Here is a 23,089-nt window from a genome sequence, read left to right on the forward strand (position 1 = left end):
TCTCTTGTGCGTTTCTGCGTTCTATGCAATTTAATGACCCATCGGTCATTAGTCAAATGGAAGCCCCGCTATGCAGGACACGACCCCAGATCCCACCCGCACGGGTCTACCTTTGAGCGAGAATGGTAAGGGAAAGGGCCCCACCCGACCTCACCTATCGTTCAAGCGACTATGGCCGATACCGGTTATCATCGCCTTGCTGTTTACCGGGGCGGTGATTGGCATGTATTTTCAACCCCCCGGACTGAAGGCGTTTTTCCATTTCACTGGGCTAAAACCCGGCGCGGGTACGTCGCGGCCCATCGCTGTGCCTTTGACCCGTTCTGAGGCGCGCGGTGAGGGCGAAGTGATCGCGTCTTCAGTGACGGCGCTGGGGCGGCTCATTCCCGAAGGTGAAACCATCGCCCTTGCCATGCCCAATGGCGCAGGGGATGCGCGCATTGCCCGCCTGTTTGTCGATGAAGGTGATAGTGTCGCGGCAGGCGATGTCATCGCCGAGCTTGATAGTCTGCCGCAATTAGAGGCCGCCTTGGCAAGTACGCAGGCCAATGTCCAAACGCGGGAGGCGGCCCTGGCCCAGACCCGGATCAATGTCGCGGCTAGCCTGGCGGAAACTCGTGCGGCGCGTGATCGCGCAGCGGCGGCGGCGGATCTGGCGCAGCGCGAATTGGCGCGGGTACAAGATCTGGCCCAGCGCGGGGTGATGCCCCAATCGCGCCTAGATAGTGCCGAAGCCCATGCGATAGAAACCGCGCGTGAACTGGACCGCCTGACCGCGACCCTCAGCCGGTGGCAGGGCGGTGAGGCGCAAGGCGATATTACGTTGGCCGAACGCCAGTTGGATCAAGCGCGCGCTGAGCTGGAGCGGGCCCGGCGTGATATGGCGCGTGGGCGGGTGATTGCGCCCCAGGCCGGGGCCATTTTGGATCTGCATGCGCGCGCCGGGGAGCGCCCCGATCAGCGCGGTGTCGCGACTTTGGGCTCCATCACCCATATGCAGGCCGAGCTGGAGGTCTATCAAGATGATATCGCGCGTGTGCATGTGGGACAGCGTGTGCGTCTTACCGCACCTGCGCTTGATACCCCCTTAGAGGGCGAGGTGGTACGTATCGGTCTGGAGGTTGAACGCCAGAGCGTGCTCTCCTCCGATCCTGTCGCCCATACCGATGCGCGCATTATCCGGGTGTTAGTCAGCTTGGATCCCGCCTCTTCCCAGCGGGCACGCGCGTTGAGCGGGTTGGAAGTGGTCGCAAGCCTAGGGGCGAATTTGGGCGGGGCCGCATCTGATGGCCAGTAATGCGCTGCGCGATACGATCACGCGGGCACTGACCCAAGTTTTGGGCCGGATGCCCATAGGGTGGTTACAGCTGACCCATAGCCGGATGCGCATGATCGTTGCGGTCGCGGGGGTGGTGTTTGCCAATATTCTGGTCTTTGTCCAGCTGGGTATTCTGGGCGCGCTAAACGGCACCATTGAGCAATCGTATGAGTTGCTTCGCGCGGATATCATTATCGCCTCTGATGATGCCCATACGCTGGCGGATGGTTCACCCGTGGCGCGGCGCTATCTCTATCAGGCGTTAAGTGTTCCGGGTGTTGCTGCAGCCAGCCCACACTATCTGGGAAAGCTCGACTGGGCGCGCCCGGATCGCTCCTCGGCGACGCTTTATGTCTATGGCCTTCCTGTGGATGTGTCGGACTTTGCCGGGCCGATGATTGCGCCTCATCTGCCGCGTTTAAGCCTGGCAGATCGCGCCCTGATTGACCGTCATATGCGCGGTGGGGATCGTGATGCCTTTGGCGCGATCAGGGCTGAGGATCCTATGCTGATTGAGGCGAGGGGCCATCAATTGACCCTGGTGGGCAGTTTTGCCCTGGGCGGCGGGTTTACCGCCGATGGCGCGCTGTTCGTCTCAGATCAAACCTTCTTGCGCCTTTTCCCCCAGAGGCTCGCCGGAACGCCCAGCCAGATCCTGATCAAGGTGGAGGAGGGCTATAGCCCCGCCCAAGTCGTTGCTGACTTACAGCGCGTGCTGGACGCTGAACCGGTTCAGGTCAAAACCTGGTCGCAATTTATCCGCGCCGATCGGAGTTATCAAACGACGCAGCGCCCCGTGGGTATCGTCTTCGGCTTTGGCGTTTTTATCGGCGTGTTGGTGGGTATCGTGATCGTCTATCAGGTGCTTTCCACCGATGTCGCCGATCATATCAAGGAATATGCGACCTTTAAGGCGATGGGCTATCCCCAGGGCTTTTTCCTGAGTGTCGTGTTTGAAGAGGCGATGATCCTGGCCGTTCTGGGCTTCATTCCAGGCTCGATCATAGCAACGCTGATTTACAAGGGATTGTCCAGCGTCAGCGGGCTTCCCGTCGCCATGGATGCGGGCCGTATTGGCCTGGTCTTCATCGGGACTTTGGTGGCGTGCTCCATTTCGGGCGCGATTGCCACCCGGCGCCTGACCGCAGCCGATCCGGCGGAGTTGTTTTGATGTCTCCCATTATTGTCTCTCATCTCGATCATTGGTTCGGGGAAGGCGAAGCGCGCAAGCAAGCGATTTTCGATGTCAATTTAGAGATTGAAGCGGGCAAGCTGACCATTCTGATGGGGCCATCGGGGTCGGGTAAAACCACGACTTTGACCCTGATGGGGTGTTTGCGTGCGGTGCAATCGGGATCGGTCCAGCTGTTGGGGCAAGAGCTAAAAGACGCCTCCGACTTCCAACAAGAGACTTTGCGCCGACGTCTGGGCTTTATCTTTCAGGCCCATAATCTGCATAATTCTTTGAGCGCGCGTCAGAATGTTTTGATGGGGCTGCAAGTGCATGGGCGCGGCGATAGCGCGCAACAGACCCGCGCGGCCTGTCATGCGCTGGAGCTGATGGATCTGGGCGAGCGTATTGATTACCTGCCTGAGCATCTCTCCGGCGGTCAAAAGCAAAGGGTCGCCATTGCGCGCGCTTTGGTCTCCAACCCCGATATTATCTTTGCTGATGAGCCAACGGCCGCGCTCGATAAAACCTCCGGGGCCAATGTCGTCACAATGCTGAAACGTCTGGGCGAGGAGCGCGGTACCACCACCGTCATGGTCACCCATGATAATCGGATCCTGGACCTCGCCGATCGCATCATCACCATGGAAGATGGGCGCATCGTTAAAGATAGCCTGACTTAGCGGGCACCTAATTTTTTTGAGCGCATTCCCTTAAAGTACTGATTCATTGCCACTGGCGGGGTGGTGGCGGCAGGCTGGCGGGTTGACGTCACCGTGCTGGCGTCGTCAAATCCCGCTTCATACGCTCTTTGGGGCTATCTGAAATTTAGACCCTTGAAGGAGTGAACATGGCTTTCAAAGTTGATGCAGAAAAAATCAAACGCTGGCGTGAGGAGCGTCATTGGTCGCAAGAGCATCTGGCCGGATTGGCCGGGATTGGTCTGCGCACCATTCAGCGCGTGGAAAAGGGCGAGCCTGCCGCCAAAGAAACGCTGATGGCTCTGGGGGCTGCGTTCAATGTGGATGCGATGGACCTGAGCTTGGATCCAGAGCAAGAGGCCGCGAAAATCCTGATCAGTAAAAACCAGAAAATTCGCGCCGCTATGCGTCTCTCTTTAGGGATCAGCGCGGCGAGCTATGTGTTGGGCATGATAATTTTTGCGGGCATCAGCTTAGGCATGCAGGCGGGCAGTTATGTCATGGTGTGGCCTAGCATTTGGTGGACAGTGGGCCTTGTGGCCCATGGTGTAACGGCGCTGATCATTGAGTTGGCGACGCGTTATCAAGATCAATATGGAGCATAGAGAGCCGGAATGAGCGACAGCGCGCACCCCCCCTCCGCATTAATCGACCAACGCATAGCCGATTTAGACGATTGGCGCGGGCCATGCCTGGCCCGCATGCGCGCGCTGATCTTAAAGGCTGAACCGGCCATCACAGAAGACTGGAAATGGCGCGGCGTACCGGTTTGGTATCATCAGGGCATGATCTGTACCGGTGAAAGCTATAAGGACAAGATTAAGCTGACCTTTGTTAAAGGCGCGCGCTTACCCGATCCCAAAGGCTTATTTAATGCTAGCCTGGAGGGCAATACCCGGCGCGCTATCGACATCTTTGAAAGCGATGTGATCGATGAAGCGGCGTTCCTGGATTTGATGAAGGCGGCGTTGGACCTCAACGCCGCAAAACCCGCCAAGCCTACACGCAAGACTAAAGCTTGAAATCTATACAGTTCAGGAAAAATGGGCTCCCCCGAGAGCCCATTTTTTTTCGTAAGGTCGATTTATTCTGCAGGGTTCGGCTCTGTGTTCGATGAACACTGCGGATCAGCATGGCGATTAGAAGCGTTGGGATCAATCGCGCGCGCTGCGATGGCAGAAGTTGGTCCAAGGACGATTAAAGTGAAGAGCGTCATAAGGGGCGTTAGCACATAGGTGAAGTTGCCAAAGGGGTTGGACATTATGTTCACCATTTGCGCCATATGTGCCTCATCCGTATTGGCCCCTACTGTAGCCAATTCAATACTGGACATCATCAAGGGCATAAAGACAATGAATTGAAGAACCACCAGGGCGATCACCATCACGAGGTGAGCGCTAAATAATGACCAGCCCATGCCTTTGCTTGATGACCAGCCCGATAAGGTCAAACGGCGAAACTTGATGCTGAGGGGAAGGCTGACGCCGAACCGACCCATGACATAAATCAAGACAGCATAAACTGGAATAACGATGAGTAAGATGATGAGGCTCATCATGACTGTGGGTGGTTGAGCATCGCCCATAAGGGGGGAGAGCGCCAATGTTAAGGCGAGCGTGACGAGACTCATCACGATTGCTAGAGCGATCATTACGCAAAGCATCACGGCGGCGACGGCTAAAGAGGCGAAAAAAATCCGAACTTCATCCAGGCCGAGTTGAACCGGTAAGCTGATTTTTAGATTGTCGCGTACGAGAAGGCGATAGGCTGCGGCGTAATAGATCACGCTAAACAGAAATAAAACTGGATATATAAGCGCAATATAAGAAAAATATGATCCCGCACCTTTTCCAGCGGAGAGGGCGTTTAACGATTGAGCATATCCAAGCAGAAAGCCTTGGCCGCTGGAGCTGCTTAGCCACAGATTGTACGCTAGCATTAAACAAGAATAAAAAGCGATAAAAAACAGTGTGTTCAAGGGTCGTCTTTTGAATACCACGAAGCTGTGGCTCATCATATCAATAAAAGCAACGCGCTCGCTCATGACATTCCCCCTTTAAGCGTATTTGCGCTATGGCACATCGCTCGAGGGGAGGCAATCGTTAATTGGCTCAATAGTCAATTTAAGGCATGTTCTTGAGAATATTAGCTTAGGTGAGGGTGCAGGAGAAATCTGCTTGATCAGGTCGCGTCATGAAGCGCGCCAGGGCCTCATCGCGCCAGTGTGGGGCGAAGAACCAGATGGTATGGGGGCTACCCTCAGCCGTGACCAGGGTGACATCCGCACCGGTGGCTTTGATCGCTTAGATTGGGGCGATGGCGATCGCGTGCATGCCGTCACCTTTCATTCTATGTGCAATTTTTCGCAGTTCGTACAGGTGTCATAATCCTTCACCCTTGCAGACGTGGCATTATGTTATATCATAACGTACAGCGTGAGCCTCGAAGACGGGACACGCCTGGTTCGGCACTTGCAAAAGGATGCGTCCCCTCATGGCAGACGATAAACGGCTCCCGGTAACCGTGCTTTCAGGCTTTCTGGGTGCAGGCAAGACGACATTGATGAACCACATCCTCAATAATCGCGAGGGTAAGCGCGTGGCTGTGATCGTCAATGACATGAGTGAGGTCAACATTGATGCCGATCTGATCCGCGAGGGGGGCGCTGATCTCAGTCGCACCGAAGAATCCCTGGTTGAAATGACGAATGGCTGCATTTGCTGCACGTTGCGCGATGACCTGCTCAAGGAAGTCCGTCGGCTCGCGCAAGATGGCCGGTTTGACTATCTGCTGATTGAATCGACCGGCGTTTCCGAACCGCTGCCTGTGGCTGCGACGTTCAACTTTCGCACTGAAGAGGGTGAGAGCTTAGAGGATGTCGCGCGCCTGGATACGATGGTCACCGTGGTTGATGCGGTGAACCTCCTCAACGATTACGCCTCTCCTGATTTCCTTAAGGATCGCGGGGAAGCCGCCGGAGAGGAAGACACGCGTACGTTGGTCAATCTCCTTGTTGAGCAGATCGAATTCGCCGATGTCATTCTTCTAAACAAGGTTGATGCGGCGACGCGCGCGCAGCTCGATGCGGCGCGCAAAATCATTCGCTCCCTCAATCCGCACGCCGATGTCATCGAAACCACCATGTCGCGCGTCGCGCTGGACAAGGTGCTGAACACCGGGCGTTTTGATCACGATAAGGCCGAGGAGCACCCCCTCTGGTACAAAGAGCTATACGGCTTCGCCGATCATAAGCCTGAAACAGAAGAATATGGGGTGAAGAGCTTTGTCTATCGCGCGCGCCGCCCGTTTCATCCTGAAAAATTATACGCCTTTATCAACTCCGCCTGGGCGGGTGTTATACGGGCCAAAGGCCATTTTTGGTTAGCCACGCGCCCAGAATGGGCCGGCGAGCTTAGCCAGGCCGGTGCCCTGGTGCGTCACGAGGCGATGGGCTTTTGGTGGTCCAGCATTCCTCAAGCGCGTTGGCCTGACCATCCGCAATGGCGTGAACACATCGCCAAGTCCTGGCATCCGGTCTACGGGGACCGACGCCAAGAGATCGTCTTCATCGGCACGGACATGGACGAAGACGACATTCGACGCCGCCTAGATGCTTGTCTTGTGGGCGAGCACGACGCAGAAACTCTCTCGATAGAAGCCTGGAGCCAGCTAAAGGACCCCTTTCCGGTCTGGAAGCGGGCCTCGTCGTCATGATCGCCGCATCCAGAGTGCAGGGTGGTGGAGAGAGCGGAGCTTTGCCCGCGTTTCCCATGGGCATTGAGATCTGCAAGACGGCGCAGGGTCTCGCGGTTATCAAAAAGCCGGGCATGGAGCTGGTGATCTGGAGGCGTACACTCTCTTCGGACTTGCAGACCTGGATCGAACGCTTGGATGCGTCGTGTCTTCCTGACATTCGCGTCCTCGTTCAGCCCCGAGATTTGCACGCGGCGCTGGAACCGCATTTAGAGGACTGCGTCATGCCTGCAGGCGAGATGCGGGACCTTCTTCTTCATGATATTGCGGCGCTTGTTACGGCCTTCGCCACGATCACCGGGCGGGCTTGGGTCGATGTTCGCTTGAAGCGTGTCAATACTGATGCGTGCTGGAAATTCCACCGCGACAGTGTGGAGACCCGGCTTCTAACGACCTATCGAGGCCATGGAACACAATGGGTCCAGCCCATCAACGCGGACCAGGCCTTGCGCGAACAGACATGTTTCAAAGGCAAGATCGAGCAGCTGCAGGCGCATGACGTAGCGATCTTTCGGGGCAGCAGTGCGGGACGGGGCAGGGGGATTGTGCATCGCTCGCCGCCCATTCTGGGTACGGGTCAAACCCGATTATTGCTTGTCCTTAATCTGGCGCAATAAGCGTCGTCTGAGCTCTAAAGTTCGGCATTTCTTACATCCTGACAGTTTAAGCCACAGGACTGTAAGCGTGTGTCATGCCTCAATCTGACTAGATGTGATCATGCGCAGGATTGAGGCGTGAGTTTTACATATCATAAAAAAGGGAAGTGGCGGACAGGATGGGATTCGAACCCACGGTACGCTTTTGGCGTACACTCCCTTAGCAGGGGAGCGCCTTCGACCACTCGGCCACCTATCCAAGACCGGGTTTAGCCGCTCCGGCTTGGTTCAATCAAGAGGATTAAGCGGCTGGAATGCAGCGGGGGCGAGTTTTTCTGCAGTTGATCCGTCCGCGGAAGGGTCTATTTGCCGCGCAATAAATCGGTAAATGTGATGTTTTGGGGGCTAGGCGGGCTTGGCGCTCTGGGCTAAGCGAAGGCGTATGAGTGAGATCCTAAAAGCCCATATCTTATCATTGCGTGCGCCTGGATCGGGTGATGCTTTGATCGAGCCCGCGCGTCTGGAAACCGCAATGGTGAAGGAGGGGGTGGCGACCCTTATCCTGCGTCCAGGGGCAAAGGATGAAGACGCTAAAGCCCTAAAGGCCCAGTTAGACACCGAACTGACGGGATTTGAAGGTATTACGCGCGTGCGTGTCATCTTTGAAGCCCCGGCATCAGGGCGTCCGGCCAAGCCACGCGCGAATGCCAATCCCAATGCGCCCCTGACTGTCTCTGCCAAACAGATCATCGCTGTGGCCTCGGGTAAGGGCGGGGTGGGGAAATCCACCGTGTCGGCCAATCTGGCCGGAGCCTTGGTGAAATCGGGCCTTAAAGTGGGCTTGATGGATGCTGATATCTATGGCCCTTCTGTGCCGCGCCTGTTCGGGTTGAGCGATGCGCCGGGCCTTAAGAAGACCGATGCGGGGATTCAGCCCTTAATGGCCCATGGCATCAAAGTCGTCTCGATGGGCTTCCTGGTGGGCGATCGTGAGCCGGTGGTTTGGCGTGGGCCGATGGTCTCCGGTGCGGTGCGCCAATTCCTGGGCGATGTCGATTGGGGCGATCTGGATGTGCTGATCATTGATATGCCGCCGGGAACGGGTGATATTCAATTGTCGCTGGCCCAAAGCGTGGCGGTGACAGGCGTGGTGATTGTTTCCACCCCGCAGACCCTGGCGCTGGATGATGCGCGCAAAGCCATGGCCTTGTTTGAAAAGACCCATATTCCAATTTTGGGTCTTGTCGAGAATATGAGCTTTTACATTTGCCCTTCGTGTGGCGATACGGCCGAGATTTTTGGCCGGGGCGGCGTGCGTGATGAGGCACAATTATTGGGCGTGCCGTTCTTAGGAGAAATTCCGCTTCATCCCGTTCTTCGCGACGCTTCAGATAAGGGTGAGTTGATCGCGCTGGGCGAGGGACCCGTGGCACAAGCTTTTGCCCGTGCGGCCGAGGCCATGCGTCATCAGGCCAGTCAGGCGGTCAAGCCCGAACCCATCGTGGAGTTTCTGGACTAGGCGTTAAGCCCTAGCCTTGGGTGAAAAGCGCATCGACATTGGCTTGCGTGCTTTCACCCAGGTCGAGCGAGGGGTCGATATGGCCGTGAATGGCCCCGCTGGCCGCTGCGATCAGGGGACGCACATCATGGGTGGCGATTCGCGCCAGACGTTGGCCGGTGGCCTGATCGACTTCATTCTCACGAATGATGAATTGGGCGTTGATAACCGTACGATCGAGCTGGAGAATAATGGTTTCCAGATGCAGACGTAGATCGCGCGGGGCCGCACGATAGGCCAAGATGGCAAGCTGTTTGTCTTTGAAGGTAGAGTGTTCAAAATGTTGCGGATAGCTGGCCGGTTTCCAGTCCAGAACATCTTCGGCACAATCAGGCATGTCGCCCAACATTTCCATCAACATCACGACTTCGTTGAAGTGATTAAGGTAATCCGTAGCGAGCCCCGTTGTAGGATTGATATTGGCCGCCGCCAAAATCTCGGGTGCCAGTTCACCTTCGCCTAATACCAACGTCTCTTGCGTCATGCTCTGGTCTCTTGTTATCCGGTTTGGCGTTAGAATAGCCGCACTAATCTTTCTGTTTTGATAACCAAAGCCGTCTCATGTGCAGACATTTGACGCCAATGACAGAGATCATACCCATGCCGGATATCGTAGACTGGACAGAAGAAGACGTCGCCAAAGCCCTACAGGCTGGCGAAATTACGCTGATTGATGTGCGTGAGCCGAATGAATATGGCGCACAGCGTATTCCCGGGGCTTTGCTTTACCCGCTATCGACCTTCGATCCGTTGGCTTTACCGGTCCATGAAAGTCGTAAAATCGTCTTCCATTGTGCGGCGGGGATTCGGTCCGCGCGTGCAATCGCTGCCTGCGAAGGGGTGGGGATCAGTGCCTTTGATCATATGCCAGGCGGTATTAAAGGCTGGCATGAGGCGGGCCTTCCCTTGATTTGGGCCGATCCCGCCACCGGACAACTGATGCGTTCGAGTTGATGCACTCTGCCTAATTGTTCAGGCCGTTCAAGAACTCCAGAGCGGGGGCCAGGCTCTCTTCTGGGGCTTCTTCCATGGCGACATGACCGGCATTTTCGATAATGACCAGGCGCGCATTCGGCATTGCCGCTTCAAAGCGTGGGCCATGCTCGGTTGGCACTAAAGTGTCGTGATCGCCCCAGATTAAGAGGGTCGGCACCTCCACTTCGCCGAGATCGGCTTGCGGGTCGGGCAGGGTGAATTGCTCCAACCGGGCAATCATCGCTTCGCCATTGCCATCGCGCTTCATCAGATCGGTAATACGGCGAACTTGCGCATCTGTAACCTTGCTGGGGTCGGCATAAAGCGCGCTGGTTGCGGCGCGAATGGCGATCTCTGGCGCAAAGCGGAAGAAGGCTTTTAAGGCGTCGGGCACTTCGACCGGGGTTTCCGTCACGCCATTGATGGAATAACCGCCCGGGCTGATCAAGATCAGCGCTTTGACCTGATCTTCGTGATCCTTGGCATAGCGCCAAGCCACCAGGCCGCCCAGCGAATTTCCCGCCAAAATGAACGGCCCTTCGGTGATCTCATCCAACAGGGCCGCGACTTGGTCGACAGTTTGGGGGATGGAATAGGCGTTATCTTCACGCGGACCGGTCAGGCCATGGGCCGGTAGATCAAAGCGTATCACCCGGTAAGTCTCATCAAGACGATCGGCCCAGGCCTCGAAGGCTTCCAGGCTGTGGGTGAAGCCGTGGATCAACACGAGGGTCTCACCGGTTTCAGGTCCGGTTTCACGCACCCGCCAGCGTGCGCCAGCGGCCTCGACATAGCGGTCATTGGCGGTGAAATACGGGTCATCACTCGGTGTTTGGCCCGGTTGTGCGCTGTCACCCATCTGGGTCCAGGCAAAATAAGCGACGATGGCGACGGTGATCAGGATCGCACCGCCCAGAATGCGTTTCAACATAGGTTTCCCCTTAATAAAAGGTCGAAATGGCCGACCACGCCGCTTCTTCGGTCAATAGGGGCGCATGGCCCACATCAGGCACTTGCACCACATCCATCTTACCATGACGCGTCTTCATGTCTTTCACGGTATCGGGGCTTAAAAGATCGGTCAGTTCGCCGCGAATTAGCAGCAGCGGAATGCCTCTAAGCGCCTCAAAGAAGGGCCACATATCCACGGGGGCGACATCACCGCCCTTAACCGGCTTTGAAATCTCTGGGTCATAATCCAGGCGAATACGGCCCGTTTCGTCTTCGCGGCAGGTCCGCTTGGCAAAGGCCAGCCAAAACGCGTCGCTGGTTTCCTTGGGGAAGGCGATGCCATTGATTGCGCGAAGGGCCGCGCTAGCGTCATCCCAAGTGGCAAAATCGCGGCTGCCCCCGACATAGCCCTTGATGCGTTCAATGCCCTCCGTTTGCAGGACGGGGCCGATATCATTGATGCAAGCGCGCGTGATCAGGCCGGGTTTCAGCTTGGCCATAATCATCGTCATCAGCCCCCCCATAGAGGTGCCAAGCGTCGCGACTTGGGTGATGCCGCGTTCTTCCAGCATGCCAAAGATGTCATTGACATAGGTCAGGGGGATATAGCGCGCCGGATCGGGGTCATAATCAGAGAAGCCCCGTCCGCGCACATCAATCGCAATCACATCATGGCCCATGGCGGCCAGGCGAGGGGAGATGTCTTCAAAGTCACGCGAATTGCGTGTCAGGCCATGCATGCACAGAATAGGCGTTTTGGTGCCCCCTTGGGCACCGGGATAAAAGCGATAAAACATTTTAATGCCATCGCCAGGCGTATAAAAATGTTCGCTATGGTTCGTCATGATGTCTCCCCTCAACATGTGAAGTTAGGGCGTGGGATCGCCCTTATCTTTCTGGCAGATGCGCCGAAAACCGGCGGCGATGAATTGTGGCAGGCGTTTATGCACGCTTTCGATATCGGATGCGCTGCATAGCCCGCCGGACAGATGGTCAATCCGCCCGGTCTGGGCGAAGGTTAGAACGAGGGCCCCCGATAGGAAGTGATAGGACCAGAATAGGTCTTCATCGGCGCTTTCGGGCAGGGCCTTACGCAGCGATTCCAGGAAACGGCGCACGATGGGGTCGAAATATTTCGGCATCACCGCCCCGCCCCATTCCGGGGAGTTGGTGATTTGCGCGACGAGCGCGAAATAGCTTTTCCAACCCGGCCCCCCAAATTCGGTGCGGTCCAAAAGAGGATGGCTGAAGGCGTGGATGATGTCTTCAACGCTGGGGCCTTCGGGGCCGGCGTTTTTCTCACACGCTTCCAACTCCTCAATACGGATCTGGTTGAGAATTTCTGCGCGGCGCAGCAAAACTTCATCAAACAATTCACGCTTACCGCCAAAATAATAGGCAATCAGGGCCGGATCCGAATCAGCCGCGCCAGCGATAGCGCGCACCGTGACCCCGTGAAAGCCCTTTTCTGCGAACAATTGTTCAGCCGCATCAAGCAGGCGCTGCTTGGTATGTTCACCGCGTTTATGCTGGCGTGCCTGGGCCATGGCCTCCCCTTTCTCTTCTTTTTTATGGATTGATGCATTTGCGCATCAACCTTTCAGAAACCAGCTTTAGCAGGGTTAAAGGCGTTGACAATTCATTCAACGTTGAAAATAACTCAAGGATCGCCGGAAAGAAAGTGTCTTTAGAACGCTAGGCCGGTCCACCTCAGGGGAGGAATACCATGGTGAAACACAAAACCTGCCTGAAGGCAGCGTTATTGCTGTCGTCTGTCGCTTTCGCACCAATGATGGCGGCTCCCGTTTATGCTCAATCAGATGAAGCTGCGGTTCAAGATCGCATTGTGGTGACGGCGCGTCGCCGCGAGGAAAGCCTGCAAGACACCCCTGTGGCCGTCTCGGCCTTCACCGGGGACATGCTGGAAGATACCGGCGCGGTGGACATCACCGACCTGCAAGAAAATGTACCCAATGTCACCGTAGAGGTTGCGCGCGGTACGAACTCCACCTTGATTGCTTTCATTCGCGGCGTGGGTCAGCAAGATCCGCTGTGGGGTTTTGAACCGGGCGTGGGTCTCTATGTCGATGACGTTTATGTCGCCCGTCCACAAGGCTCGGTGTTGGATATTTTTGACGTCGAACGTGTTGAGGTTCTGCGTGGCCCTCAAGGTACGCTTTATGGCCGTAACACCATTGGGGGTGCCATTCGCTATGTGACCAAGCGTCTGGACATGGATGCGCCCCAAGCGCGCGCCAATATTTCCGCCGGTAGCTATAATCAGCTCGATTACTCTGTTTCCGGCTCTGTGCCTATAAGCGATACCTTTGCCATTGGCGGGGCCTATGCGCGCTATCGCCATGATGGTTATGGTCAAAACCTGACCACGGGCGCAGATCACTATAATAAAGACGTTGAGGCCTTCCGCATCAGTGCCGAATGGGCTCCGACCGATCGCTTCTTTGCGCGCTTTGCGTTTGATCAAACTCAAGACGATTCCAATGCTAAGCACGGCCATCGTCTGATCCCAGGCATCTTGAACGGTGAGCCCGTTACCGATGATATCTATGATACCCGTGCGGGATTGGGTGACAAGAACTCGGTCGAGACTAAGGGCTATTCTTTAGCGCTTGAATACGAAATCAATGATAGCTTCACCTTCAAATCCATTACGGCCTATCGCGAAGGTAAAACCGAAACTCCGATCGACTTTGATGGTTTGCCTGGCCCTACCTTTGATGTGCCGGCCTATTATAAAGATGACCAGATCACACAGGAATTCCAGCTCTTGTTTAACCATGGCCGCTGGTCGGGTGTTGCGGGTCTTTATTACATTAAAGGCAATGCGGAAGGGGCGTTTGATGCGGCCTTGACTGCATCCACGGTTTTGACCGCTGGTGACGTTGAAACAAAGTCTTATTCGGCGTTTGCGGATGTGACTTATGAGGTCAATGACCAATGGAGTGTCTCTGTTGGTGGGCGTTGGACCTCGGATGAGAAAACAGCTGATGTTCTGCGTCAGATTTATTTGGGGCTTTACACGCCGCGTTTCGGAAATCCGAATGCGACCCCCTTTGGCGCACCCTTATCTGATTTCACAGGTAACCGCACGGATGATAAATTCTCGCCGCGCGTCTCGGTAAACTGGGAACCCACGGATGATCTCAGCCTCTATGCCTCTTACTCACAAGGCTTTAAGGGCGGCGGGTTTGACCCGCGTGGCCTGGCAGGGCCTGAAGGGACTGTAAATTACAAAGTCATCACCAGCGGGTTTGCGCCAGAGATTGTCGATTCCTATGAAATCGGCCTCAAAGGTTATTTCTTCGATGGCAATTTAATGCTGAACACTGCGCTGTTCTTGGCCGATTATTCTGATCAACAGATCACGGTACAAGAGGGGGCAGATTCCGATAACGATGGAACCAACGATACATTCGTATCAACGGTGTTCAATGCCGGTAAGTCGCAATATAAAGGTATTGAGGTCGAGTTTTTGGCCCGAGTGAATGAAAACTTCAACATCACGGGTATGATTGGCTTGATCGACGCTGATATTGAAGAAATCATTGATAAAGGTGTTAATGTCGCCGATGATTATGTAACGCAAAATACACCGGAAACTACGGCGTCGATTGCGTTTAATTACACCCGTGATCTTCACAATGATTGGGGTGATATTAGCGCCAATCTTGGGCTCTCCTATCGCAGCGATTTCCATATTTTCAATGTGGCAAATCCAGGTTTCCCGGCTGGCACCATCCCTAATCTGCCCAATACACCTCTGCCTGCGCTTGATCCAGACAGTGTAACTTTAGTGAACGCTAATCTGGTCTGGAATTCAGACAATGAGAAATGGCGCGTGGGGCTGCATGGCCGCAATCTAAGCGATGAAGCTTATAAGGTTGCTGGCTATAGCTTCCCGACAACGGGTGCGGATGGCGTGTACTCGTCCTTCTATGGCGCTCCGCGCACCTGGACAATTTCTGTGGGTTATAAATATTAAAGCTAACGCTTGATCTCTGAGGGGCCTGCTTTATCAAAACGGTAAGGCAGGCTCTTCCTATTTGCGCAAATGCGCACAATAGTGGGGGGATTGCGCGGGAGGATATACCGTATGACTGATACCCATCTCAGGGCTCAGCCCTCTGTGCCGGGCACCCCGCAACAAGGCGGGCTCTACCGCACCTTTGTGCTCTTCATGTTGATCGTGGTCTATACGTTCAACTTCATTGATCGCCAGATTATCGGCATTCTCTCCATTCCCATTCAAGAAGAATTGGGCGTCACAGATGCCCAACTCGGCTTGATGCGCGGGGTGGCGTTCGCAATATTCTATTCCATCCTGGGTGTCCCGATTGCGCTATTGGCGGACCGATTTAACCGCGTCACGATCATGAGTGTGGCGCTGGGCCTATGGAGTTTGATGACGGCCGTGTGCGGAGTGGTGACGACCCCGGTTCAGCTCTTCTTTGCCCGCATGGGCGTGGGCGTGGGCGAAGCGGGCGGTGTCGCGCCAGCTTATTCCATCGTGACCGATTATTATCCGCCGGAAAAGCGCGCGCGCGCGCTGGCCACCTATTCCTTCGGTATTCCGATTGGTAGCGCGATCGGGATTGTGTTCGGGGCCGTGATTTCCCAGATCCTGGATTGGCGGGCCGCTTTCATGATTGTTGGTGCGCTGGGCCTGGTTCTGGCCCCGATTTTCCGCCTTACAGTGCGCGAGCCCAAGCGCGGCCAGTACGATAGTGCCACGGCGAAAACTGAACCGGCGAAAATCTCTGAAGTCTTTGGCGTTCTCGTTAAAAAGCCCTCTTTCTGGCTGTTATCGCTGGGGGCGTCTTTCTCCTCCATGATGGGCTATGGTCTGTTTGCCTGGCTGCCTGCCTTCTTTGTGCGCAGTTACACGCCGGAGCTGGATGCGATGTTTGGCGGCTTGCCCGAATTGCTGCGCCCCAATGGCGGATCGCCCGTGCTCTATGCGGGGTATTTCTATGGCTCAATCGTGTTGATCGGGGGCTTGATTGGGATTTGGCTTGGTGGATTTTTAGCCGACCTCTTGGGCAAATCCGATAAGGCGATGTATGCGCGGGTTCCCGCCATCGCCTTTATCGCCACGGCACCGCTTTTCGTGCTGGGGGTTCTTTCGCCTAATCTGAGTTTGAGCTTTGTGCTCTTCCTCTTCCCAACCGCCTTGAGCTTGGCCTGGTTGGGGCCGTTATTATCGGCCTTTCAACATATCGTGCCGCCCAATATGCGCGTCACGGCCTCAGCGATTTTCTTGCTGATCAACAATCTCGTGGGGATTGGCGCCGGCGATTATATTCTGGGCTTCATCTCTGAAAGCTTGAAAGAGGGCTATGGCGCAGAATCGCTGCGCTATTCCATCCTCTCCGGGACCAGCTTTTATATTATTGCTGCGGTGATCTTATTGTTTGCGGCACCCTTCCTGCGTAAGGATTGGGAGAAATAAACGCTAGTATTAAGCGTGCAAGTGAAGGGTGTCCCGCAAGGGGCACCCTTTCTTTTTGGACTTAGGGCCTGCGTAAGGTGGGAGGTGATAATGCCTATTGTGTTAGCAAGCTAACACGCTATAAGGGTGTCACGTGAGAACAAGTACCCCCTTTGAGGTCTGAGATGAGTGCCATGAAACCCTCCAGCCAGGATGAAAGCCGGGCTCAGCAGCAAGCCGATATTGAAGCTTTGTGTGAGGCCTTGCTGAGTTTTGAAACCGCCGATGAAATTCAGCGCTTCTTGTTGGACTTGTCGACACCGGGGGAATTGCGGGCGCTGGCCGAACGCTGGCGGGTGGCGCAATTATTGGATACCGGTGCGAAATCCTATCGCGAGATCAGCGCCGAAACCGGGGTCAGCACCACGACCGTCACGCGGGTGGCGCGTTTCCTCTCTCAAGAACCTCATCAGGGCTATCGCCTGGCCCTATCCCGGCGCAAGGAGGCCCGATCATGACCGAGACCCGTATCAAAATCGCCGTCCAGAAAAAGGGCCGCTTGGCAGAAGGCAGCTTTGCCTTGCTGGATAAGGCCGGTGTGAAGCTGGCCTATGGCAAGGACCAATTGCTGCGCCGGGCCGAGAATATGGCCTTGGATCTGATGCTGATCCGCGATGATGACATCCCCAGCTTTGTCGCCAGTGGGGCCTGTGATTACGGCATTGTGGGTGAGAATGTTCTTTATGAACTTCAAGCCGATCGTGCTGGTCGGTTGAACGATTTAGAGGTCGCGTTGGAGCTGGGATTTGCCAAATGCGCGCTCAAACTGGCCGCGCCTAAGGACGGTACAATCGCGTGCGCGGCAGACTTGGAGAGCAAAGCCGTCGCGACGTCTTATCCGGGCCTGACAAAGGCCTATCTCAGCGCGCGCGGCATCCGCGCCGACATTATCGAAATGGGCGGATCGGTGGAAGTTGCCCCGCGTATGCATATCGCCGATGCCATTTGTGATCTGGTCTCAACCGGGGCCACCTTGGATGCCAATGGCTTGGCGGCGTTTGAAACCGTGTTGGAAAGCCAAGCGGTGATGATCAAGCGCAAAGATGCTCCAAAGGATGTCATCGGGGACATTTTGATCGAGCGCTTCAAGGGTGTGATCGCTAGCCGTCAGACCAAATATATCCTGTTGAACGCCCCAAAAGATCGCCTGGATGATGTGCGCAATATCTTACCTGGTGCCCAAGCCCCGACGGTTGCCCCCGTTGTGGGACGCGATGATGTGGTGGCCGTCCATGCGGTATGCACTGAAGCGGTATTCTGGTCGACCTTGGAACAACTCAAAAGCGTAGGCGCGCAGTCCATTCTGGTGCTGCCTATCGAAAAAATGATGGCCTGAAGTGATGCTAGATATAATTGACTGGAATAACGCATCCTCTGAGATACGAGCGGCGGTGCTTTCGCGTCCCTTAGAGGGGGCCAAAGCCTGCGATATTGCCCAAGATATTGTGCGCAACATTGAAGCGCGCGGCGATGAGGCGGTTGTTGACTATGCCCAACGCCTGGATGGTTGGACGGGGGATGGTTTTCTTGTCCCGCAATCTGACTTGGAAAGTGCTTTCAGTGCCTTAGATGCGGATGATAAGCTGGCAATTGAAGAGGCGATTGGTGCGGTGAGCCGTTTTCACGCCTCCCAGGGATATCGCGACATCCAGGTGGAAACCTGGCCCGGCGTCATGGCGCGCCGGGTGGTGCGCCCTTTAGAACGCGTCGCGCTTTATATCCCTGCGGGCAGTGCGCCCCTGGTTTCCACCCTCATTATGTTGGGCGTGCCCGCGCAATTGGCCAAGGTCGATGACATCATTTGCCTGGTGCCGCCCGGTCCCGATGGGCAGGTCAATTCAACTATTCTAGCCACCGCCTATATGCTGGGGCTCACCAAAGTCTATGCCATCGGTGGTGCGCATGGTGTGGCGGCGGCGGGCTTGGGTAAGGGTGGACTGCCCAAAGTCGATAAGATTTTCGGTCCCGGCAATGCCTATGTCGCTGCAGCTAAAGCGATCTTGTCCCAGATGCCCGGCGGGGCGGCCAGCGATCTGCCTGCCGGTCCCAGTGAGGTTTTGGTCATCGCCGATGATCAGGCCAATCCGGATTTCGTGGCGGCGGATCTGTTAAGCCAGGCCGAGCATGATCCCATTGCCCAAGTGGTTTTGGTCAGCGACAGCCGCGACCAAATTCGCGCCGTGAATGCGTGCGTGAAGACGCAACTTAAAACCCTATCGCGTCAGGAAATTGCCCGCCAAAGCCTGACCCACGCACGCGCCATTCTGGTCAAGGACATGGCTGAGGCGATTGCGGTCTCCAATCTCTACGCGCCCGAGCATTTAATTGTGCAATGCCGCGCACCGGAAGGCTATCTCGACCAGATCCGCCATGCCGGTTCGGTATTTCTGGGGGCGTTGACCCCAGAAGCAGCCGGTGATTATGCGGCTGGTCCCAATCACGCCCTGCCCACATCGGGCGCAGCGCGCGCCTATGGCGGGGTCAGTGTGGAGATGTTCCAGAAAACTATGAGTGTGCTCTCGCTTTCGCCGCAGGGTACGCAGACCTTAGGCCCTATCGTTGAGCGCTTAGCCGATCTTGAAGGCCTGGATGCCCACCGCCAGGCCATGCGCCTACGCCGGATCGCGATGGAAGAGGGGGTTTAAAAATGGATCTGTCTCAGAGCTTTGATGATCAGCGCCAAGCCTGGATTGCGCAGATTAAGGCGCGCCTGGGCGCTTTAACGGGTCACGATGAAGGCAAGATCTATGTCTATGATAGCGCACGTGCAGCCTATCAAGCCGCAGGCGCCATGCCCTGGATGATCTATGATTATACCGATCAAGGGGTGGAGGCGTTAAAGCGCGCCCCGAGCGAGCGCAATTATCCGGCATTACTCGCGCTTGGGACGCCAGAGGCCCCCGTGTGCGTGATGCTGGCTCCAGAGAAACTCGATAGTCGTGAGCTTCTGCCCGCTGCCATCGTCTTGAAGCAGCTACAAGATCGGCTTAGTCCGGCTGGATTGAAGACGGCTTATGATGAAGCTCTTGAAAAACACGCCATGATGACGCCCTTGGCAGGCTTTTTTGAAGCCCAAGCGGGCGCGATAAGCGTCAAAATTCACCAAAATGGGTTAACCATACGCCCAAAAAATGTCCCAGACTTTCAAAACAAAATAAAACACCTAGGGTTAACGCTATGCGAGGATGAAAACGGCTTTACCGCTTTCATTCCTGATGTCGTGACCGCGAAGGCCTTAGCCGCGTATCTGGGGCTTAACGGGACACATCGGCGTGCCCAAATCCGGCGCAAAACTAAAGAGACCGATATCGCCTTGAGCCTGGACCTTGATGGCAGCGGGACGCGCATTGAAACGGGACTGGAATTCTTTGATCACATGCTGGATCAGATCGCGCGCCATGGCGGCTTTGCCCTGGATGTGGTGTGTGAAGGGGATCTGGGCGTTGATGCCCACCACACGATTGAAGATGTCTGCCTGACTTTGGGGGAGGCCTTGCGCGAAGCCTTGGGCGATAAGCGCGGGATTGGCCGGTTCGGCTTTGCCTTACCCATGGATGAAACGCGCGCCAGTGTCTGGATAGATGTGTCCGGGCGACCCTTCATCAAGTTTGACGGTGATATTCCCGGTGAGCGCGTGGGCGATTTCCCTGTGGAGATGACGGCCCATGCCTTTCGTTCGCTTTCAGAAAGCCTCAAAGCCTCGATCCATGTCGAGGTGCAGGGCGAGAACGCGCACCACATGATTGAAGGCTGTTTCAAAGCCTTTGGCCGCGCCTTGCGTCAGGCCATTCGCATTGAAGGCTCCGATCTGCCCTCCACCAAGGGGGTGTTATAGCCATGACGATAGCGGTGATTAACACCTCGACGGCGAATATCGCGTCTGTGCTTTATGCCTTGGATCGTTTGGGCGCAGCCTATCGTCTGGTCGATTGCCCTGAGGAGGCCCAAGATTGCGCGCGTCTGATCCTTCCCGGGGTCGGCGCGGCGGGTCCTGCGATGGCAGCGCTTCATAAAAGCGGCTGGGTTGAGGTCCTGCGTAAAGAGACACGGCCCCTTTTGGGGATATGTCTCGGCATGCAACTCCTCTTTGACTATTCCGAAGAAAGCGATGTGGCGTTGTTGGGGCTAATCCCTGGACGGGTTGAGCGTTTGAAGTCCGAGCCCAAGCTGGTCTGGCCGCATATGGGCTGGAATGCGTTGGAGGCCGTCAACTCCGATGAGCCCTTGCTGAACGGGGTCGAGCCCGGTGCGCGGGTCTATTTCGTGCATGGCTTCTATGTGAAGGCTGGTCCGGCCTGTCAGGCCAAAGCGCACTATGGTGATGATATCACCGCGATTGCCCGCCAGGGCTATATCGTGGGCTGTCAATTCCACCCGGAACGCTCCGGCGCGGTGGGTGCTAAAATCCTGGAAAACTTTATCACGAATACGACGAGCGCTGAGGCCCGATCATGATCCTTTATCCGGCAATTGATGTTCTTGATGGCCGTGTGGTGCGCTTAAAGCAGGGCGATTTCAACGCGGTCACCGATTATGGCGATGATCCGGTGCGCGTGGCCGAGGGCTATTTGGCTGCCGGGGCGAGCTGGCTGCATATGGTGGACCTTTCTGGTGCGCGCGATGGTGCCCGTCGCCAGCATGATCTGGTTAAAGCCGTCAGTGATGTTGGCATCAAAGTCCAAACGGGCGGCGGTGTGCGCAGCGAAGCCGATGTCGAGGCGATCCTAGAGGCGGGGGCGAGCCGTGCCGTGATTGGCTCGCTCGCCGTTACGGATGTGCAAACTGTGATTGGTTGGCTCGCGCGCTTTGGCGGGGATCAATTGGCGCTCGCCTTTGATGTGCGCATCATGGACGGGGCACCTTACCCCACGACCCATGGCTGGGCAGAGGCCGATGATCGGCCCTTGGGTGAGCTGCTGAGTGATTATCGCCGCGCGGGCCTGCGTCATGCTTTGGTGACCGATGTCGGGCGTGATGGCTTGTTGGAAGGTCCCAATCTTGATCTCTACCGTGATCTCGTGGTGGCGCGCCCGGATGTCGCCTGGCAGGCCTCTGGCGGGGTGGCGAGCCTCAATGACCTTCGCGCATTAAAGAGCTTGGGCGCAAGCGGTGCCATTATCGGTAAGGCCTTGTTCGAAGGTCGATTCACGGTTGGCGACGCGCTGGCGGAGGTCGCATAATGCTTGCCAAGCGGATTATACCTTGCCTGGATGTGCGCGATGGCCGCGTCGTAAAAGGTGTGCAGTTTAAGAACCACGAAGATGTCGGAGATATCGAAACGCTGGCCCGGCGCTATGCCCGGGAGGGCGCGGATGAGCTGGTCTTCTATGACATCTCAGCCAGCCCTTCAGGTAAGGTGGTGGAACCAGAATGGGTCGCCAAAGTGGCGCGCGCCATCGATATTCCCTTCTGTGTGGCGGGTGGTATCCGGAGCTTAGATCAGGCCCGTGCGCGCCTGTTCGCCGGGGCCGATAAGATCTCCATCAATTCTCCGGCGCTGGAAAATCCGGACTTTATTGATGAGCTGGCGCGTGAATTTGGCTCGCAATGCGTGGTTATCGGCATGGATAGCCGCAAGGTTGATGGACGCTGGTGCCTGCACCAATATACCGGCGACCCGGATAAGATGCGCCAGGCCAAAGCCCAAACCCTTGATTGGGTGAAAGAGGTGATCAGACGCGGGGCCGGTGAGATCGTTCTCAATTGCATGGATCAAGATGGTGTGCGCGAAGGCTATGACATTGAACAGCTGGAAGCGGTGCGTGAAGTATGCTCCGTGCCCTTGATTGCTTCGGGCGGTGCGGGCGCAGCCGCGCATTTTCGTGATGTGTTTGAGCGTGCGCGCGTGGACGGCGCGCTGGCCGCCAGTGTTTTTCATAAGGGCGTGATCGCCATCCCGGATCTAAAAAGCTATCTCGACACGTCAGGCGTAGAGGTCAGATTATGAGCATGTATGATGATATGATCCTGGACTGGGACAAGATGGCGGGGCTGATCCCGGCCCTGGTCCAAGACGCTGATAGCGGTGCCATCTTAATGCAGGGCTATATGAATTTAGACGCGTTGGACGCCACCCAGCGCGATGGTTTCGTGACCTTTTATAGCCGCTCGAAACAACGCCTGTGGCGCAAGGGTGAAACCTCTGGCCATACTTTGAGCGTGGTCTCCATCAAGGCTGATTGCGATGGGGATAGCTTGCTGATTGCGGCGCGCCCGGCGGGGCCGGTCTGTCATACCGGGGCGCAGACCTGTTTTGGCGATGAAGCCCTTCCCAGTATCGGTTTTATTGGATCACTGGAACGCATCATTGAGGAGCGTCTCAGCGCGTCCCCAGAGGAAAGCTATACCGCGCGCCTGATGGCCAAGGGTATTCGCAAAATCGCGCAGAAGGTTGGCGAAGAAGGCGTAGAAGTTGCGCTGGCTGGTGTTGCTGAAGGCGATGAGGCCTTAATCAATGAAAGCGCAGATCTGATCTTCCACCTGCTGGTCTTGTTAAAAGCGCGCGGGTTGAGCCTCGCCCAGGTCGCAGCCTGTTTGAAAGAGCGCCACCGCTAAGC

The 23,089-nt window shown here is 56.1% G+C and carries 25 protein-coding genes and 1 tRNA gene; 20 read left to right on the top strand and 6 right to left on the bottom strand.

Annotated elements, in window-relative coordinates; all coding sequences use genetic code 11:
- The first annotated feature begins 223 nt into the window (after window positions 1-223).
- The 5 genes from H151_RS16200 (at window position 224) to H151_RS0110595 (ending at window position 4,212) form a co-directional block, all read left to right on the top strand.
- The gene (locus H151_RS16200; RefSeq protein ID WP_169336741.1) at window positions 224-1,297 is read left to right on the top strand and encodes an efflux RND transporter periplasmic adaptor subunit; all 1,074 of its coding nucleotides are present in this window, start codon (window positions 224-226) and stop codon (window positions 1,295-1,297) included.
- On the top strand, window positions 1,287-2,489 hold the full coding sequence (gene devC / locus H151_RS0110580; protein ID WP_019961639.1) for an ABC transporter permease DevC: 1,203 nt from the start codon (window positions 1,287-1,289) through the stop codon (window positions 2,487-2,489). Before H151_RS16200 ends, devC begins: the two co-directional genes overlap by 11 nt.
- Window positions 2,489-3,172, top strand: a complete 684-nt coding sequence (locus H151_RS0110585) for an ATP-binding cassette domain-containing protein (RefSeq protein ID WP_019961640.1) — start codon at window positions 2,489-2,491, stop codon at window positions 3,170-3,172. The genes devC and H151_RS0110585 overlap by 1 nt, the downstream gene beginning before the upstream one ends.
- Window positions 3,173-3,339: 167 nt before the next feature.
- On the top strand, window positions 3,340-3,795 hold the full coding sequence (locus H151_RS0110590) for a helix-turn-helix domain-containing protein (RefSeq protein WP_019961641.1): 456 nt from the start codon (window positions 3,340-3,342) through the stop codon (window positions 3,793-3,795).
- A gap of 9 nt (window positions 3,796-3,804) precedes the next feature.
- Window positions 3,805-4,212 (top strand): DUF1801 domain-containing protein, encoded by a 408-nt coding sequence (locus H151_RS0110595; RefSeq protein ID WP_019961642.1) that lies wholly within the window; start codon window positions 3,805-3,807, stop codon window positions 4,210-4,212.
- A 62-nt stretch (window positions 4,213-4,274) separates the two neighbouring features.
- On the opposite strand, the gene H151_RS0110600 is transcribed toward H151_RS0110595, so the two are convergent.
- Complete coding sequence (locus H151_RS0110600) at window positions 4,275-5,234, bottom strand: hypothetical protein (protein WP_019961643.1); 960 nt, start codon at window positions 5,232-5,234, stop codon at window positions 4,275-4,277.
- A gap of 133 nt (window positions 5,235-5,367) precedes the next feature.
- Here H151_RS0110600 and H151_RS0110605 point away from each other — a divergent pair, with 133 nt between their 5' ends.
- The 3 genes from H151_RS0110605 (at window position 5,368) to H151_RS17135 (ending at window position 7,560) form a co-directional block, all read left to right on the top strand.
- Window positions 5,368-5,577, top strand: coding sequence for a hypothetical protein (locus tag H151_RS0110605; RefSeq protein WP_019961644.1), 210 nt, complete (start codon window positions 5,368-5,370; stop codon window positions 5,575-5,577).
- Window positions 5,578-5,683: 106 nt separating this feature from the next.
- Window positions 5,684-6,904 (top strand): zinc metallochaperone GTPase ZigA, encoded by a 1,221-nt coding sequence (gene zigA / locus H151_RS0110610; protein ID WP_019961645.1) that lies wholly within the window; start codon window positions 5,684-5,686, stop codon window positions 6,902-6,904.
- Between the two features lie 41 nt (window positions 6,905-6,945).
- Entirely contained in the window at window positions 6,946-7,560 is a 615-nt protein-coding gene (locus H151_RS17135; RefSeq protein ID WP_169336742.1) for a DUF1826 domain-containing protein, read from the top strand.
- A 147-nt stretch (window positions 7,561-7,707) separates the two neighbouring features.
- Here the strand turns inward: H151_RS17135 and H151_RS0110620 are convergent.
- Window positions 7,708-7,798, bottom strand: a tRNA-Ser gene (locus H151_RS0110620).
- 183 nt (window positions 7,799-7,981) lie between these two features.
- Here H151_RS0110620 and H151_RS0110625 point away from each other — a divergent pair.
- A complete protein-coding gene (locus H151_RS0110625; RefSeq protein ID WP_019961647.1) occupies window positions 7,982-9,058 on the top strand; it encodes an Mrp/NBP35 family ATP-binding protein in 1,077 nt (358 codons plus the stop codon).
- A 10-nt stretch (window positions 9,059-9,068) separates the two neighbouring features.
- On the opposite strand, the gene H151_RS0110630 is transcribed toward H151_RS0110625, so the two are convergent.
- Window positions 9,069-9,581: a hypothetical protein gene (locus H151_RS0110630; RefSeq protein WP_019961648.1), complete on the bottom strand. Its 513-nt coding sequence runs from the start codon at window positions 9,579-9,581 to the stop codon at window positions 9,069-9,071.
- Between the two features lie 116 nt (window positions 9,582-9,697).
- Between H151_RS0110630 and H151_RS0110635 the strand changes: the two genes are divergently transcribed.
- Window positions 9,698-10,051, top strand: coding sequence for a rhodanese-like domain-containing protein (locus H151_RS0110635; RefSeq protein ID WP_019961649.1), 354 nt, complete (start codon window positions 9,698-9,700; stop codon window positions 10,049-10,051).
- 10 nt (window positions 10,052-10,061) lie between these two features.
- Here H151_RS0110635 and H151_RS0110640 read toward each other — a convergent pair whose 3' ends face one another.
- The 3 genes from H151_RS0110640 to H151_RS0110650 are packed head-to-tail and all read right to left on the bottom strand — an operon-like array spanning window position 10,062 to window position 12,570.
- Window positions 10,062-11,003: an alpha/beta fold hydrolase gene (locus H151_RS0110640; protein WP_019961650.1), complete on the bottom strand. Its 942-nt coding sequence runs from the start codon at window positions 11,001-11,003 to the stop codon at window positions 10,062-10,064.
- Window positions 11,004-11,013: 10 nt separating this feature from the next.
- A complete protein-coding gene (locus H151_RS0110645) occupies window positions 11,014-11,868 on the bottom strand; it encodes an alpha/beta fold hydrolase (RefSeq protein ID WP_019961651.1) in 855 nt (284 codons plus the stop codon).
- A 24-nt stretch (window positions 11,869-11,892) separates the two neighbouring features.
- Complete coding sequence (locus H151_RS0110650; RefSeq protein ID WP_019961652.1) at window positions 11,893-12,570, bottom strand: TetR/AcrR family transcriptional regulator; 678 nt, start codon at window positions 12,568-12,570, stop codon at window positions 11,893-11,895.
- A 179-nt stretch (window positions 12,571-12,749) separates the two neighbouring features.
- Here H151_RS0110650 and H151_RS0110655 point away from each other — a divergent pair, with 179 nt between their 5' ends.
- From H151_RS0110655 to hisIE, 10 genes are all read left to right on the top strand, one after another.
- Complete coding sequence (locus H151_RS0110655) at window positions 12,750-15,026, top strand: TonB-dependent receptor (RefSeq protein WP_019961653.1); 2,277 nt, start codon at window positions 12,750-12,752, stop codon at window positions 15,024-15,026.
- 111 nt (window positions 15,027-15,137) lie between these two features.
- Window positions 15,138-16,493 carry a spinster family MFS transporter gene (locus H151_RS0110660; protein WP_019961654.1) on the top strand — a complete coding sequence of 452 codons (1,356 nt, stop codon included), beginning with the start codon at window positions 15,138-15,140 and terminating at the stop codon, window positions 16,491-16,493.
- Window positions 16,494-16,657: 164 nt separating this feature from the next.
- Window positions 16,658-16,990, top strand: a complete 333-nt coding sequence (locus tag H151_RS0110665) for a YerC/YecD family TrpR-related protein (RefSeq protein ID WP_019961655.1) — start codon at window positions 16,658-16,660, stop codon at window positions 16,988-16,990.
- Entirely contained in the window at window positions 16,987-17,868 is an 882-nt protein-coding gene (hisG, locus tag H151_RS0110670; RefSeq protein WP_019961656.1) for an ATP phosphoribosyltransferase, read from the top strand. Before H151_RS0110665 ends, hisG begins: the two co-directional genes overlap by 4 nt.
- Window positions 17,869-17,872: 4 nt before the next feature.
- Complete coding sequence (hisD, locus tag H151_RS0110675; RefSeq protein ID WP_040759411.1) at window positions 17,873-19,177, top strand: histidinol dehydrogenase; 1,305 nt, start codon at window positions 17,873-17,875, stop codon at window positions 19,175-19,177.
- Window positions 19,178-19,179: 2 nt separating this feature from the next.
- Complete coding sequence (gene hisB, locus H151_RS17140; RefSeq protein WP_019961658.1) at window positions 19,180-20,367, top strand: imidazoleglycerol-phosphate dehydratase HisB; 1,188 nt, start codon at window positions 19,180-19,182, stop codon at window positions 20,365-20,367.
- 2 nt (window positions 20,368-20,369) lie between these two features.
- Complete coding sequence (gene hisH, locus H151_RS0110685; RefSeq protein ID WP_019961659.1) at window positions 20,370-20,987, top strand: imidazole glycerol phosphate synthase subunit HisH; 618 nt, start codon at window positions 20,370-20,372, stop codon at window positions 20,985-20,987.
- Entirely contained in the window at window positions 20,984-21,712 is a 729-nt protein-coding gene (locus H151_RS0110690; protein WP_019961660.1) for a 1-(5-phosphoribosyl)-5-[(5-phosphoribosylamino)methylideneamino] imidazole-4-carboxamide isomerase, read from the top strand. Before hisH ends, H151_RS0110690 begins: the two co-directional genes overlap by 4 nt.
- Window positions 21,712-22,479: an imidazole glycerol phosphate synthase subunit HisF gene (hisF, locus tag H151_RS0110695; RefSeq protein ID WP_019961661.1), complete on the top strand. Its 768-nt coding sequence runs from the start codon at window positions 21,712-21,714 to the stop codon at window positions 22,477-22,479. Before H151_RS0110690 ends, hisF begins: the two co-directional genes overlap by 1 nt.
- The gene (gene hisIE / locus H151_RS0110700; protein ID WP_019961662.1) at window positions 22,476-23,087 is read left to right on the top strand and encodes a bifunctional phosphoribosyl-AMP cyclohydrolase/phosphoribosyl-ATP diphosphatase HisIE; all 612 of its coding nucleotides are present in this window, start codon (window positions 22,476-22,478) and stop codon (window positions 23,085-23,087) included. Before hisF ends, hisIE begins: the two co-directional genes overlap by 4 nt.
- Window positions 23,088-23,089: the final 2 nt, after the last annotated feature.

Source organism: Woodsholea maritima DSM 17123 (assembly GCF_000382325.1).
GTDB lineage: Bacteria > Pseudomonadota > Alphaproteobacteria > Caulobacterales > Maricaulaceae > Woodsholea > Woodsholea maritima.

What these genes read in the sequence shown, in the direction of transcription:
- H151_RS0110650 (WP_019961652.1), bottom strand. Translation starts at nt 12,570, where the DNA reads ATGGCCCAGGCACGCCAGCATAAACGCGGTGAACATACCAAGCAGCGC.
- hisD (WP_040759411.1), top strand. Translation starts at nt 17,873, where the DNA reads ATGCTAGATATAATTGACTGGAATAACGCATCCTCTGAGATACGAGCG.
- devC (WP_019961639.1), top strand. Translation starts at nt 1,287, where the DNA reads ATGGCCAGTAATGCGCTGCGCGATACGATCACGCGGGCACTGACCCAA.
- H151_RS0110630 (WP_019961648.1), bottom strand. Translation starts at nt 9,581, where the DNA reads ATGACGCAAGAGACGTTGGTATTAGGCGAAGGTGAACTGGCACCCGAG.
- H151_RS0110690 (WP_019961660.1), top strand. Translation starts at nt 20,984, where the DNA reads ATGATCCTTTATCCGGCAATTGATGTTCTTGATGGCCGTGTGGTGCGC.
- hisH (WP_019961659.1), top strand. Translation starts at nt 20,370, where the DNA reads ATGACGATAGCGGTGATTAACACCTCGACGGCGAATATCGCGTCTGTG.
- H151_RS0110590 (WP_019961641.1), top strand. Translation starts at nt 3,340, where the DNA reads ATGGCTTTCAAAGTTGATGCAGAAAAAATCAAACGCTGGCGTGAGGAG.
- H151_RS0110645 (WP_019961651.1), bottom strand. Translation starts at nt 11,868, where the DNA reads ATGACGAACCATAGCGAACATTTTTATACGCCTGGCGATGGCATTAAA.
- H151_RS0110665 (WP_019961655.1), top strand. Translation starts at nt 16,658, where the DNA reads ATGAGTGCCATGAAACCCTCCAGCCAGGATGAAAGCCGGGCTCAGCAG.
- H151_RS0110660 (WP_019961654.1), top strand. Translation starts at nt 15,138, where the DNA reads ATGACTGATACCCATCTCAGGGCTCAGCCCTCTGTGCCGGGCACCCCG.
- H151_RS0110655 (WP_019961653.1), top strand. Translation starts at nt 12,750, where the DNA reads ATGGTGAAACACAAAACCTGCCTGAAGGCAGCGTTATTGCTGTCGTCT.
- zigA (WP_019961645.1), top strand. Translation starts at nt 5,684, where the DNA reads ATGGCAGACGATAAACGGCTCCCGGTAACCGTGCTTTCAGGCTTTCTG.
- hisG (WP_019961656.1), top strand. Translation starts at nt 16,987, where the DNA reads ATGACCGAGACCCGTATCAAAATCGCCGTCCAGAAAAAGGGCCGCTTG.
- H151_RS16200 (WP_169336741.1), top strand. Translation starts at nt 224, where the DNA reads ATGTATTTTCAACCCCCCGGACTGAAGGCGTTTTTCCATTTCACTGGG.
- H151_RS0110585 (WP_019961640.1), top strand. Translation starts at nt 2,489, where the DNA reads ATGTCTCCCATTATTGTCTCTCATCTCGATCATTGGTTCGGGGAAGGC.
- hisIE (WP_019961662.1), top strand. Translation starts at nt 22,476, where the DNA reads ATGAGCATGTATGATGATATGATCCTGGACTGGGACAAGATGGCGGGG.
- hisF (WP_019961661.1), top strand. Translation starts at nt 21,712, where the DNA reads ATGCTTGCCAAGCGGATTATACCTTGCCTGGATGTGCGCGATGGCCGC.
- H151_RS0110600 (WP_019961643.1), bottom strand. Translation starts at nt 5,234, where the DNA reads ATGAGCGAGCGCGTTGCTTTTATTGATATGATGAGCCACAGCTTCGTG.
- H151_RS0110625 (WP_019961647.1), top strand. Translation starts at nt 7,982, where the DNA reads ATGAGTGAGATCCTAAAAGCCCATATCTTATCATTGCGTGCGCCTGGA.
- hisB (WP_019961658.1), top strand. Translation starts at nt 19,180, where the DNA reads ATGGATCTGTCTCAGAGCTTTGATGATCAGCGCCAAGCCTGGATTGCG.
- H151_RS0110635 (WP_019961649.1), top strand. Translation starts at nt 9,698, where the DNA reads ATGCCGGATATCGTAGACTGGACAGAAGAAGACGTCGCCAAAGCCCTA.
- H151_RS0110640 (WP_019961650.1), bottom strand. Translation starts at nt 11,003, where the DNA reads ATGTTGAAACGCATTCTGGGCGGTGCGATCCTGATCACCGTCGCCATC.
- H151_RS0110595 (WP_019961642.1), top strand. Translation starts at nt 3,805, where the DNA reads ATGAGCGACAGCGCGCACCCCCCCTCCGCATTAATCGACCAACGCATA.